The organism is Pseudomonas sp. WS 5503 (assembly GCF_012985385.1).
Taxonomy (GTDB): Bacteria; Pseudomonadota; Gammaproteobacteria; order Pseudomonadales; family Pseudomonadaceae; genus Aquipseudomonas; species Aquipseudomonas paracarnis.
Map to the genome: position 1 here is coordinate 1 of NZ_JAAQWI010000017.1, position 12764 is coordinate 12764.

Annotated in this window: 13 protein-coding genes and 1 pseudogene; 6 read left to right on the forward strand and 8 right to left on the reverse strand. The window is 60.9% G+C overall.

The genetic code is table 11. The annotated features are described in order from the left end of the window. Positions 1-177: pseudogene (locus tag HBO10_RS30075) on the reverse strand (ribonucleotide-diphosphate reductase subunit beta); the annotation flags it as partial. A gap of 377 nt (positions 178-554) precedes the next feature. On the opposite strand from HBO10_RS30075, the gene HBO10_RS30080 reads away from it, so the two are divergent. Then, positions 555-770, forward strand: coding sequence for a TOBE domain-containing protein (locus tag HBO10_RS30080; RefSeq protein WP_003173733.1), 216 nt, complete (start codon positions 555-557; stop codon positions 768-770). 54 nt (positions 771-824) lie between these two features. Here the strand turns inward: HBO10_RS30080 and HBO10_RS30085 are convergent, their stop codons facing one another. Beyond that, positions 825-1970 carry a PatB family C-S lyase gene (locus tag HBO10_RS30085; protein ID WP_034127336.1) on the reverse strand — a complete coding sequence of 382 codons (1146 nt, stop codon included), beginning with the start codon at positions 1968-1970 and terminating at the stop codon, positions 825-827. Between the two features lie 201 nt (positions 1971-2171). On the opposite strand from HBO10_RS30085, the gene ggt reads away from it, so the two are divergent. Then, positions 2172-3896, forward strand: a complete 1725-nt coding sequence (ggt, locus tag HBO10_RS30090; protein ID WP_034127337.1) for a gamma-glutamyltransferase — start codon at positions 2172-2174, stop codon at positions 3894-3896. Positions 3897-4007: 111 nt separating this feature from the next. Here the strand turns inward: ggt and HBO10_RS30095 are convergent, their stop codons facing one another. The 3 genes from HBO10_RS30095 to HBO10_RS30105 form a co-directional block, all read right to left on the reverse strand. Beyond that, a complete protein-coding gene (locus HBO10_RS30095) occupies positions 4008-4538 on the reverse strand; it encodes an AAA family ATPase (RefSeq protein WP_034127338.1) in 531 nt (176 codons plus the stop codon). Next, the gene (gene pnuC / locus HBO10_RS30100; protein ID WP_034127339.1) at positions 4535-5098 is read right to left on the reverse strand and encodes a nicotinamide riboside transporter PnuC; all 564 of its coding nucleotides are present in this window, start codon (positions 5096-5098) and stop codon (positions 4535-4537) included. Before pnuC ends, HBO10_RS30095 begins: the two co-directional genes overlap by 4 nt. 200 nt (positions 5099-5298) lie before the next feature. After that, entirely contained in the window at positions 5299-6933 is a 1635-nt protein-coding gene (locus HBO10_RS30105; RefSeq protein ID WP_034127340.1) for a methyl-accepting chemotaxis protein, read from the reverse strand. A gap of 226 nt (positions 6934-7159) precedes the next feature. Between HBO10_RS30105 and HBO10_RS30110 the strand changes: the two genes are divergently transcribed. Together HBO10_RS30110 and HBO10_RS30115 are read left to right on the forward strand one after the other, a co-directional pair. Further along, on the forward strand, positions 7160-7990 hold the full coding sequence (locus HBO10_RS30110; RefSeq protein ID WP_034127341.1) for an undecaprenyl-diphosphate phosphatase: 831 nt from the start codon (positions 7160-7162) through the stop codon (positions 7988-7990). Next, positions 7987-8370: a DUF1294 domain-containing protein gene (locus tag HBO10_RS30115; protein WP_034127342.1), complete on the forward strand. Its 384-nt coding sequence runs from the start codon at positions 7987-7989 to the stop codon at positions 8368-8370. Before HBO10_RS30110 ends, HBO10_RS30115 begins: the two co-directional genes overlap by 4 nt. Here HBO10_RS30115 and HBO10_RS30120 read toward each other — a convergent pair. Next, positions 8359-8715 (reverse strand): MmcQ/YjbR family DNA-binding protein, encoded by a 357-nt coding sequence (locus tag HBO10_RS30120; protein WP_034127343.1) that lies wholly within the window; start codon positions 8713-8715, stop codon positions 8359-8361. The two genes, HBO10_RS30115 and HBO10_RS30120, sit on opposite strands and share 12 nt — an antisense overlap. After that, positions 8712-9620, reverse strand: coding sequence for a LysR substrate-binding domain-containing protein (locus HBO10_RS30125; RefSeq protein WP_034127344.1), 909 nt, complete (start codon positions 9618-9620; stop codon positions 8712-8714). Before HBO10_RS30125 ends, HBO10_RS30120 begins: the two co-directional genes overlap by 4 nt. Before the next feature lie 125 nt (positions 9621-9745). Between HBO10_RS30125 and HBO10_RS30130 the strand changes: the two genes are divergently transcribed. After that, on the forward strand, positions 9746-10357 hold the full coding sequence (locus HBO10_RS30130; RefSeq protein WP_034127345.1) for an FMN-dependent NADH-azoreductase: 612 nt from the start codon (positions 9746-9748) through the stop codon (positions 10355-10357). Positions 10358-10548: 191 nt separating this feature from the next. After that, positions 10549-11586, forward strand: coding sequence for a dienelactone hydrolase (locus HBO10_RS30135; RefSeq protein ID WP_034127346.1), 1038 nt, complete (start codon positions 10549-10551; stop codon positions 11584-11586). Here the strand turns inward: HBO10_RS30135 and HBO10_RS30140 are convergent. Then, a complete protein-coding gene (locus tag HBO10_RS30140) occupies positions 11580-12752 on the reverse strand; it encodes an MFS transporter (protein WP_034127347.1) in 1173 nt (390 codons plus the stop codon). The two genes, HBO10_RS30135 and HBO10_RS30140, sit on opposite strands and share 7 nt — an antisense overlap. Between the last annotated feature and the right edge of the window lie 12 nt (positions 12753-12764).

Sequence of the window (12764 nt, forward strand, 5' to 3'; positions counted from 1 at the left end):
CTTGGCGCGCACGATGGCGGCGGAGTCGTTGGCGGTGACGGCGCGGGCTTCCACGGCGGCGGCGGCGCCGGCACCGTCGAGGCGGTCCATGTTGGCTTCGGTGGCGTGGCCGGCGTTGGCGCCTTTGATCACCGCTGCACCGGTGTCTTCGTTGTCGACTTCATCCCAACTCAGCATTGAAATACTCCCTTCTGATCCGTTCTGACGGTGTTCAACCCGTCCAAAAAATGTGCGATTTGCAGGCTACCAGGCATTGAAATACTGCGCTGAGTGTGGTCGGTAAATACCGATTCTGCACACTATGTAGTGGTCTGTTTTGTTTGTGGGCACACTATATGGTGTGTAACAAGGTTGGTCAACGCACAAGATGTGCGGTTATAAGTCGCTGCCGAACGTTGGGCGCCGGGCAGATGGGGGACGAAGAATATTTACTTCATATGTCTTTATGGAATAGATAAATAAATATTTATTCCTTTTAATCTTTTCTATCGAGGCGCAATTTGAGGGCCTGCGCATTCGTGCGGATTGACCCACCAGCCAAAAGGAAAGCCGACATGACCATCAAAGCGATCAACGTGCGCAACCAGTTCAAAGGCGTGATCAAGGAGATTCTATTGGGGGAAGTGGTGTCGGAAATCGACGTACAAACCGCGTCTGGCATTGTGACGTCGGTGATTACCACACGTTCGGTGCGTGATCTGGAATTGAAGGTGGGCAGTGAAGTGATTGCCTTCGTGAAATCGACTGAAGTGTCTATCGCCAAGTTGTGAATGAATAATGTGGGAGGGGATTGCCTGCCCTCCCACGAATGCTCCACCGGGAGGTTAGCGCTGGCGCAAGGCTCGTTCCATGCGCTGTATACCTTCCTCCAGCATCGCCCGTGGGCAACCGAAATTCAGGCGCACGAACTGTTGGCTGTCATCACCGAATTCGATCCCCGCGCTCAGGCCGACCTTGGCCTGCTCAAGGAAAAACTGCTGCGGGTCATCCAGGCCAAGAGCGCTGCAATCGAGCCACGCCAGGAAGGTGCCCTGTGGTGCATGCATCACCACACCAGGCAAGCGGGTCTTTACTGCATCGAGCAGGTAGTCACGGTTGGCCTGCAGGTACTGCAACAGCGCAGCGAGCCAGTCGCCGCATTGGCTGTAGGCGGCTCGGGTGGCTTCCAGGCCCAGGGGGCTGACGCTGTCGACCATGCCGCAGCGCGCGTTATTGAAACGCTCGCGCACTGCCGCGTTCTGGACCACCGCAAAGCAGGTCTTCAAGCCGGCCACGTTATAAGCCTTGCTCGCCGACATCAGGGTGATGGTGCGCTGGGCAATCTCGGGGCTGAGGCTGGCGGTGGGGATGTGGCGACGGCCGTCGAAGCACAGCTCGGCGTGGATCTCGTCGCTGATGATCAGCGCGCCAGCTTCCACGCAGGCATTGGCTACCGCCGTCAGTTCCTCCCGGGGAAATACCTTGCCGATGGGGTTGTGCGGATTACTCAGCAGCAACGCACCGGCACCGCTCAATGCCTGGCGCATCGCAGGCATAGGCGTGACGTATTCGCCGTTGATCAACTCGAACGGCATTTCGATGCGTGGCAGATTCCAGTTGCCCGGCGCCAGGCGAATCGGCCGATAGTTGGGGGTTTGCAGCACCACCGCCTGGCCGGGCTGGACGAATGCGTGCAGGGCCATATTGAAGCCAGGCTCGACGCCAGGCAGGAATAGCAGTTCTTCGGGCTGCACGCGCCAGGCGTACTTGGCCCACAGGTCAGCGACGATGGCGTCGCGCACGTCCGGGCCGGCCACGCTGTAGCCGAGAATCTGCTGGTCCAGGCGCGCGTGCAGGGCGCGCAAAATGGCGGGCGGCGCGGCGATGTCCATGTCGGCGATCCACATCGGCAGAACATCTTGCGGGTAACGGCTCCACTTGGTACTGCCGGTATCGAAGCGTGGGTGGATCGTGTCGAAATCAAAGCTCATGGACAGGCTCGTATCAGGGCGGCTGCGAAAGAATGGCGCCGATTCTAGCGCCATTAATTTTATAGGCCAGAGCTGATTGCCGCCTTGCACAGCGGTGTGCGTTCCATGACCGACAAGTTCTGTAATAAAAACGCCATTGCGCTGGGGATTGAATCAGCGAGGGGCTATTTTGGTGCATCTCAATAATCAGAGTAGCCATGGATGAAATACCAACCCTTGAGTCACACCTTGATTGCTACCGCGCTGGTATTAACGATCAACGGGGTGCATGCAGCTTCCCAAGCCCCGGTTGCGGGTGAAAATGGCATGGTGGTCACGGCCCAGCACCTGGCAACCCATGTGGGGGTCGATGTGCTCAAGGCCGGCGGCAACGCGGTCGATGCGGCGGTGGCAGTGGGTTACGCACTGGCGGTGGTGTACCCGGCGGCGGGCAACCTGGGCGGTGGCGGTTTCATGACGGTGCAACTGGCGGACGGGCGCAAGACCTTCCTCGACTTCCGCGAAAAAGCCCCGTTGGCGGCGACGGCCGATATGTACCTCGACAAGGCCGGCAATGTGGTCGAGGGCCTCAGCGCCAAAGGCCATTTGGCGGTCGGCGTACCGGGCACGGTGTCCGGCATGGAGCTGGCCCTGAGCAAATACGGCACCCTCAAGCGCGCCCAAGTGATTGCCCCGGCGATCAAGCTGGCGGAAAACGGCTTTGCGCTGGAGCAGGGCGATATCGACCTGTTGCACACCGCCACCGGTGAGTTCGAAAAAGACCAGGATATGCGTGGCATCTTCCTGCATAACGGCGAGCCGATGCAGGTAGGCCAGAAGCTGGTGCAGAAGGACCTGGCCAAGACCCTCAAGGAAATCTCGGCCAAGGGCACCGACGGTTTCTATAAAGGCTGGGTCGCCAAGGCGGTAGTGGATTCCAGCCAGGCCGGCAAAGGCATCATCACCCAGGCCGACCTCGACGCCTACAAAACCCGCGAACTGGCCCCCATCGAGTGCGACTACCGTGGCTACCATGTGGTCTCGGCGCCGCCACCCAGCTCCGGCGGTGTGGTGATCTGCCAGATCATGAACATCCTCGAAGGCTACCCAATGGCCGACCTGGGCTATCACTCGGCACAGGGCCTGCACTACCAGATCGAAGCGATGCGCCACGCCTACGTGGACCGCAACAGCTATCTCGGTGACCCGGACTTCGTGAAGAACCCCATCGAGCATCTGCTGGACAAGAACTACGCGGCCAAGCTACGTGCGGCGATCGAACCGCAAAAGGCCGGTGATTCCCAGGCAATCAAACCGGGTGTATCGCCCCATGAAGGCAATAACACCACCCACTATTCCATCGTCGACAAATGGGGCAACGCGGTCTCGGTGACCTATACCCTCAACGACTGGTTTGGCGCCGGGGTGATGGCGAGCAAGACCGGGGTGATTCTCAACGATGAAATGGACGACTTCACCGTCAAGGTCGGCGTGCCGAACATGTACGGGCTGGTGCAGGGCGAAGCCAACGCCATCGCACCGGGCAAGGCGCCGCTGTCGTCGATGAGCCCGACCATCGTCACCAAGGACGGCAAGGCGGTGATGGTCGTCGGTACACCGGGGGGCAGTCGCATCATCACTGCCACCTTGCTGACCATCCTGAATGTCATCGACTACAAGATGAATATCCAGGAAGCCGTGGACGCGCCGCGCTTCCACCAGCAGTGGATGCCTGAGACCACCAACCTTGAGACGTTTGCCGTGAGCCCGGATACCCAGAAGATTCTCGAGAGCTGGGGCCATAAGTTTGCTGGTCCGCAAGATGCCAACCATTTGGCGGCGATCCTGGTCGGTGCACCTGCTCTGGATGGCAAGCCGGTGGGTAACAACCGCTTCTATGGGGCCAATGACCCGCGACGCAATACGGGGTTGTCGTTGGGTTACTAAGGCTTCACACCGTTGGTGTAGGAGCGAGCTTGCTCGCGAAGATCGTTAACGATAACGCGGGGTGCCTGATTCACAGCGGCGCACTCCGGTTTTTCGCGAGCAAGCTCGCTCCTACAGGGGGAAGGCGAGCAACTGCTTGACGGCGGTAAATGCCGCCTGGCGGCGCTGCTCCCAATCCCCGCCAATCACCACCAGCGGCTGTCGATGCTCCTGCATCCACTCCAGGCTGGCCTGAAAAAACGCCCGGCGATCCGCCAGTTCCGGCTGGCAGCGCTGGCCGTCGGCACTCCATTCCACATCCTCGGGTGAGAGCAGCAGGTGCAGGTCGTAATGCCGCGCCAGAAGTTCGTCATCAAGCCAGCCGGGATAGTCGCCGAACAGCGTCTGGCTCCAGAGCTTGTTGGTCAGCAGGTGGGTGTCGAGGATCAGCAAGGCGGGGCGTTTGGCGCGGGCGGCGTCCTCCCAGGCCAACTGGCCCTGGGCAATGGCCGGGATATCCGCCAGGGTGGTGTCGCGCTGATGCTGATCGATGAAGTGCCGCACATATTCCCCCACCATCAACCCGCCGAAGCGCGCGTGCAACTGCGCCGCCAGCCAGCTCTTGCCGCTGGATTCGGGGCCCGCCAATACCACCACTTTCATGCGCGTAACGCCGGGTCGGCGCGCCATTCGCGCCAGCCTTGCACGGCAATCACGGTAAACAATGCATAGAGTGCAGCCGTGAGATAGAGGCCTTTGTAGAGGAACAGACCGACGAAGATCACATCCACCACAATCCACAACGGCCAGCACTGCACGCGTTTTTGCGCCATCCACATCTGCGCGACCAGGCTGAAGCCGGTGAGGGCGGCGTCGAGCCAGGGCTGGGCGGCGTCAGTCCAGTGGGCCATGGCGGCGCCCAGCAGCAGACTGCCGACGGCGCCCACAGCCAGGCTGGCCATGATTGCCGGCGCTTTCAGGCTGGTGACCTGGCGGCCTTGCTTGACCTCGCCAGCGCGGGTCCACTGCCACCAACCGTAAACTTGCAGCGCCGCGTAGACCACTTGCAGCAGCATGTCCGAGTAGAGCTTGACCTCGAAAAACACCCAGGTGTAGAGCAACACCATCACCAGGCCGATGGGCCAGCACCAGGGGTTTTGTTTGACCGTCAGCCAGACAGCGATCACCCCCAGGGCGGCGGCGAACAGTTCAAGCCCGGACATGGTGGATCCTTGGGAGAGTGGGAGAGGGCGGTGATTGTACCCAGAGCTCACCGATCATCAAACACAGCAATGCGTCATTGCCCTTTGTAGGAGCGAGCTTGCTCGCGAAGATCGTCAAGGTTACCGCGTATTGTCTGAATAACCGCGGTGCCTATGGGTTTTTCGCGAGCAAGCTCGCTCCTACAAAAGGCCAATCAGCGCTAGATTCGGAATTGGCGCAGCAACCCATCAAGCTGCTCACTCAAACCACGCAACTGCGCACTCGCCACGCTCGATTGCTCCGCCGCCAGCGCCGTGCTGTGGGACAGCCCGGCCGCTTGGGTGACGTTCTGGTTGATGTCTTCCACCACATGGGCCTGCTGCAGGGTGGCGCTGGCAATCGAGGCGTTCAGGCCGTTGAGGTTGTGCAGTGCCTGGCCGATGGCGGTGAGGCTTGCACCGGCCTGGCCGGCTTGCTCGATGGTCAGTTGCGAGGCGCTGTGGCTGTCGCTGATGACCTTGACCGCCGCTTCCGAGTGACCTTGCAGGCGCTCGATCATTACCTGGATCTCGGCGGTGGATTTCTGCGTGCGCTGGGCCAGCAGTCGCACCTCATCGGCAACCACCGCAAACCCACGGCCTTGCTCCCCGGCGCGGGCGGCTTCGATGGCGGCGTTGAGGGCGAGCAGGTTGGTCTGGTCGGCGATGGAGCGGATCACCTCCAGTACCCCGCCGATCTGCGTGCTTTCGCTGGAGAGTGTGCGGATCACCTCCACAGCCTGGCTGATGGTGGTGGAGAGCTGGTCGATCTGCTGCAAGCTGCCGTCGATGTTGACCTGGCCTTGTTGTGCCTGGGCCTGGGCATCGCGCATTTCGCTGGCGGCGTGTTCGGCATTCTTCGCTACGTCCTGCACGCCGTAGGTGACTTCATTGATGGCGGTGGCCACCAGTTCCATCTGCTGCGATTGCTGCTGGCTGCGGTCATGGGCCTGGCTGGCGTTGTGGCCCAGCTCGGTGGACGACTGGCCGAGGGCGTTCGCGCACACCTGCAACTGGCCGACAACCTGGCGCAGCTTGGCGGTGAAACTATTGAAGTGCTGGGCCAGTGCGGTCAGTTCGTCACGACCGTGGGTGTCGAGGCTGTGGGTCAGGTCGCTTTCGCCGCTGGCGATATTGCCCATGGCATTCACCGCCGCCTGCAACGGCTGCACGATGCTGCGAGCGATCAACACCACCAGCACGGCCATCATCAACGCAATGCCCAGGCCAATGGCCGAGGCTTTCCACACCTGGCCCCTGAATTCAGCCTGTACATCGTCGACGTAGACGCCGGAGCCGATAATCCAGCCCCAGGGTTCGAACAGTTGGATGTACGAGGTTTTCTCTACCGGCGCTTCGGCGCCGGGTTTCGGCCAGCGGTAGTTGACGATGCCGGCGCCCTTGGCCTTGGCCAGGCTCACGAATTCGTTGAACACGGCGAAACCGTCCGGGTCGCGAATCGCCGAGAGGTTCTGGCCGTCGAGCTTGGGGTTGGCCGCGTGCATGATCATCACGGGGGTGAGGTCGTTGATCCAGAAGTAATCATCGTGGTCATAACGCAGGCCGCGCACCGCGCTCAGGGCCTGTTGTTGCGCGGCGTCACGGGTCAGTACGCCGGTTTTCTCCAGGTTCTGGTAATAGCTGAGTACGCCACTGGCGGTCTGTACCACGTGCTGGGTCTGCTGGCGCTTGGCCTGGTAGAGGTCGCCGTGGATCTGGTTGAGCATCAACAGCCCCAAGGCCAGCAGCATCAACACGGCGACTATCAGGATCAGCCAAAGGCGGCGGCTGATCGACATGCTGCGCAAACTGTTCATCGTCCTGTCACTCCCTGCTCTTTATAATTGTGGTGCTGCTTCGAGATTTCCGGCGTGTCTGATAGGCTTTCGGCCCGGAATCGAAAAACCTGAGTACTGCCTGATTTTTCACGGAATTTTTGCAGACCGGCGTTGAGAATCAACCGCGGGCGCTTGTGTGCGCTCGTCGTCAGTGAACTTAAAAAAGACTAAGAGGCATGCCGCGCGCATGACCTTTGGAGACAACATGGATTTTTGGACCGCCATACAGGCATTGATTCTCGGCATCGTCGAGGGGCTTACGGAGTTCTTGCCGATCTCCAGCACTGGCCACCAGATCATCGTCGCCGACCTGATCAATTTTGGCGGCGAGCGTTTCGAAGCCTTCAATATCATCATCCAGTTGGGCGCGATCCTGGCGGTAGTCTGGGAGTTTCGGCGCAAGATCTTTGACGTGGTCATCGGCCTGCCGACCCAGCCCCAAGCCCGACGCTTTACCGTCAACCTGATCATCGCCGTGCTACCGGCGGTGGTACTGGGGGTGATTTTTGCCGACCTGATCAAGCACTACCTGTTTAACCCGATCACTGTAGCGACTGCCCTGGTAGTGGGTGGCGTGATCATGTTGTGGGCCGAGCGCCGCCAACATGCAGTGCGGGCTGAAACCGTCGACGACATCACCTGGAAAGACGCCCTCAAGGTCGGCCTGGCCCAGTGTCTGGCGATGATCCCGGGCACCTCGCGCTCCGGTGCAACGATCATCGGCGGCCTGTTGTTCGGCCTGTCGCGCAAGACAGCTACCGAGTTCTCGTTCTTCCTGGCGATGCCGACCATGGTCGGTGCGGCGGTGTACTCGGGCTATAAATACCGTGACCTGTTCCAGCCCGCGGACCTGCCGGTGTTCGCTATTGGCTTTGTCACCTCGTTCATCTTCGCCATGATTGCGGTCAAGGCCCTGCTCAAGTTCATCGCCAGCCACAGCTACGCGGCGTTTGCCTGGTACCGGATTGCGTTCGGCCTGGTGATCCTGGCGACCTGGCAGTTCGGCTGGATCGACTGGACTGCGGTCAAGCCATGACTATCCAGCACCCACGCCTGAAGGCGCTGATCTTTGTACTGCTGTGTGCCGCGCCGCTGCTGGGCTCGGCGTTGCTGTGGTATCGCGGCGAAACGGTGATCCCGTTGATGGCCTACGGCGTGGTCAGCGTGGTGGCGTTCTTCTTGTACTGGAGCGATAAGCGCAAGGCGCAGACCGAAGGCTGGCGCACCCCGGAAAACATCCTGCATGCGGTGGAACTGGCGGGCGGTTGGCCGGGGGCTTTGATCGCCCAACAGGTGTTCCGGCACAAGACGCGCAAGGTGTCTTACCAGGTGTTGTTCTGGGTGATTGTGCTGTTGCACCAGGTGTTCTGGCTGGACCAGCTGTTCCTCGGCGGCACCTTGCTGTCAATCCTCTAGCCGCAAGCCAATCTGCGTGCGCTTGGGCAGCTTGCTCACCACCAACTGGTGGGAGCGCTGCAACAGGCCGCGCAGTTCCTCTGCGCCCAAAGGGTAGGGCGTGTTCATGATGACCCACTGCGCCCTCGCCAGGTAAGGCGCCGGGTGAATGCCCGGGCGGTCGACGTGACCCAGGAACAGTTCTTTGTCGACCTTGAAGGCCAGCGACTCACCGCGCAGGTTCTGCAAGGCGAACATCTTGTTGCCAGCAATCGAGAACACCCGCACGCCACCCCATTTATAGTCTTCCCGTGCGCCTGGCAGGCTCAGGCAAAAACGTGCGACTTGTTCTTCCGTCATGCTCATAGCAGCCGATCTCCACAGCCTTTGAAGCCTTCTTCCAGATAGTCGATCCAGGCCCGGATGGCCGGCAGCACGCCGCGCCGGTGCGGGTAGACCGCCTGCAGCCAGCCGCCTGGCAATGACCACTCCGGTAGCAATTGCACCAGCCGGCCGCTGGCCAGTTCTTCTTCGCAGTACATCATTGGCAGCACCGTAAAGCCCACACCCATCATTGCGCTGGCCTTGCGCACGATAAAGTCTTCGATGCCCAGGCGCGCCTCCATCACTAGCTCGTGCATGTTGCCCTGGGGGTCGATGATGCGTTGGTGCACCATTCGGTCCGCCTCGAGTGCGCCAAGGATTGGCAACTGCTTGAGGTCTTCCAGGGTTTCGACCCGCCGCTCACGCATGAAAACGGGGCTGGCCACCAGCACGGTATGCGCCTGGCGCAGGCGTTTGGTGACCAGCAACGGGTCTTCGTCGCCCAGTTCGCGTACGCGCAGCGCTACATCAATGCCTTCGGCCACCAGGTCGACGCGGCGATTCACCAGGGTCATATCCAACTGCACCAACGGGTGTGCGGCCAGAAAACCGGCTACCAGCTCCGGCAGAATTTGCTGGGCCAGCCCCACCGGGCAACTGACCCGCAAGCGCCCCCGTGGTTCGCTGGACATGCTGGCCACGGCCTCGTCGGCCATTTCCGCTTCAAGCAGCATGGCCTGGCAGTGGCGCAGGTAGCGTTCGCCGACGGCGGTGAGCGTCAGTTGCCGGGTGGTGCGTTGCAGCAAGCGTGCACCCAGGCGGTCTTCCAGTTCGGCAATGCGCCGTGAAAGCCTGGATTTGGGAATGCCAAGTAGCCGGCCAGCCGCAGCAAAACCGCCGGCTTCGACGACTTTGGCGAAATAGTAGAGGTCGTTGAGGTCTTGCATGGTGGGCCTATTGTCCTGTCAGTGGGACAAACTATCGCATTTCAGCTGGCTTATCGATCATTGGTTTCATGCGTAGCATCACCACCATCTGATCGCCACTGTCGATCCCACCTCGGAGATCCATCATGAAACTGTTGCACATCGATTCCAGCATCCTCGGCGACAACTCGGCCTCCCGTCAGCTCAGCGCCGGTGTGGTCAAGGCATGGCAAGCCGCGCAGCCGGGTGTGGAAGTGACCTACCGCGACCTCGCCAGCGAAGGCATCAACCATTTCTCCGGCGCGACCCTGGGCGCATTGGGCACTGCTGCCGAACTGCGCGATGCGGCGCAAAAGCACGAGGCTGAATTGAGTGCATCGTCGCTGGCTGAGTTTCTCGCCGCCGATGCGGTGGTAGTCGGTGCGCCGATGTACAACTTCACCATCCCAACCCAATTGAAAGCCTGGATCGACCGCATCGCAGTGGCCGGCCAGACCTTCCGTTACTCCGAAGCCGGCCCTGAAGGCCTGTGCGGCAACAAAAAAGTCATTATTGTCTCCACCGCCGGCGGCCTGCATGCCGACCAAGCCTCGGGCGCTGCCCACGAAGGCTACTTGAAGCTGCTGTTCGGCTTCCTGGGCATCACCGACATTGAGATTGTTCGCGCTGAAGGCCTGGCCTACGGTGATGAAGTGCGCAGCAAAGCCATGAGCGACGCCAACGTGCGCATCAACGAGCAACTGTTCGCCGCTGCGTAAGGCTTATGTAAATTTGCCCTGTCCTCGGTTTCATTCTGAAACCGAGCGCCTAAACTCTGTATTCTGATCGCCTGAACGCGAGCGGAGTACGGAGTTTTTTCGTTGTGGCCCAGGTTATGCACACATCCCTGCGATACCCTGGACTTTTTATTCGACAGGCCGGTTCTTGTGCAGCAAAGGTGGACGTCCCCATGATGCGTCTTTGTGCTGTTTTGGTACTTTCGCTGTTGGGCGGCCTGGTTTCAGTGCACGCCGCGCCGGCACCGCACCCCCATTGGAGTGTGGGGTTTCATCGCATGAGTGTGCTCGACCCGCTGGATTCGCAGCCGATGAAGGCCATCGCGTTTTACCCTTCCACCGATACCGAACGCACCACGCCGCTGGGCGCCTATCAGGTCGCGGCCAGTGAAGATGCCAAGGTTGCTATCGGCCGTTTTCCGATGCTGATGCTGTCCCACGGCAACACCGGCACGCCCCTGGCCCTGCACGATCTGGCTACGTCACTGGTGCGTAAGGGATTCGTAGTGGTGGCGGTCCTGCATCCCGGCGACAACTATAAGGACCACAGCCGCCTGGGCACCGTGAGTAATCTGTATGGCCGGCCGATCCAGATATCCCAGGCGATCACCGCCACCCTGGCCGATCCGATGCTGTCGCCCTTTGTCGATGTCGATCAGATCGGCGTCATTGGTTATTCCGCCGGTGGCGAAACGGCATTGATCCTGGCGGGCGCCAAGCCTGATTTCGAGCGCCTGCGTCGCTACTGCCAGGAACGCCCCGAAGACCGCGACGCGTGCACCACCAAGGGCGAGTTGGTGGTTGATCGCGACGACTTGCAACCCCAGGCTGACCCGCGCATCCATGCGTTGATGCTGATGGCGCCGCTGAGCTTGATGTTTGGTCGCCATACCCTGGCGGACGTGCATGTGCCAGTGCTGCTCTACAGTGGCGATGGCGACCAGTTGGTGGCGGTGGACAAAAACGCCGCCGCCCTGGCGCGCAAACTGCCAGAGCCGCCGGACTTCAAGCTGTTGGCCGGGGCAGGGCACTTTGTATTCATGGCCCCGTGCGACAGTGATCAGCTAGCGACAATGCCAGGCATCTGCACCGATGCCGATGGTGTCGACCGCGAAGGGATTCACCGCGATATGGTCTCCGAGGCCGGGCGCTTTTTCAGTCGCACCCTCGGTGAGGCAACGCGTGCCGGCCTGCAGACGGCTGATCAGTAGGCGCGGCGTCTGAGCAGTACGGTCAGCGCGAGCGCGCTGACCGACAGCAACGCGGCGCAGAAGAATATCCAGCCGTAGCCAAGATTCAACGCCACGGCGCCCATCAACGGCCCGGCAATCGCCAGGGCCAGGTCGAAAAATACCGCATACGCACTCAGCCCCGCGCCGCGGCTGCTGTCCGGCACTTGCTTGATAGCTTCCACGCCGAGCGCCGGGTAAACCAGCGACAAACCAAAACCGGTCAACCCTGCGCCGATCAAGGCCACGCTGGTAGACGGTGCCAGCCACAGCAGCGTCAGGCCCAGGGTTTCGATGATCATGCAGGCGATGGCGGCGGTGAACCCGCCAAACCGGCTGATGGCTGAGATAAACACCAGGCGCGAGAGAATAAAGCACACACCAAATACCGTCAGGCAATACGCCGCACCGGCCCAGCCACGATTCAGGTAATACAGGGTGATAAAGGTCGTCAACGTGCCGTAGCCAATCGAAGCCAGGCACAGGCTGGCGCCGAACGGTGCGATACGCCCGAACACCGCCCAGAACGGCAGCCGCTCGCCACGTACCACCGGCACCGACGGTTTATTGCGGATCAGCACCAGTCCCAACGACGCCAACACCGCCAGGGCAAGACCGAGGCTGGTGTAGCCGTAATCAGCCACCATCACCACGCCAAGTGGCGCACCAATCGCAATCGCGCCGTAGGAGGCGATGCCATTCCAGGAAATCGAGCGTGCGGTGTGCTCGGCGCCCACCGCGCCCATGCACCAACTGATGGTCCCCACGCCAATCAGGCCCTGGGCCACGCCGAGTAACAGGCGACCGGCGATCAGAATACCCAGGCTCAAGCTCGGCAGACTTTCCAGCAGCGTGGCGATAAAGGTCAGTACACCGCTGATCAGAATGCCGGCCAGGCCTAGCACGATCGCGCGTTTGGTACCGACGTTATCCGACATCCGCCCGGCCATCGGACGGCTGAGCAGTGTGGCAAGGTACTGCGAACCGATGGTCACCCCGGCCACCACGGCGCTGAAACCCAGTTGCTCGTGCACATAGCCTGGAATCACCGCTATCGGCAGGCCGATGCAGATAAAGGCAATGAAGGTGTAGAAAACGATGGAAACGATCTGCAGGGTGATCGACAGGGAGGAGGGGGCGGCAGGCATGAATACTCAATC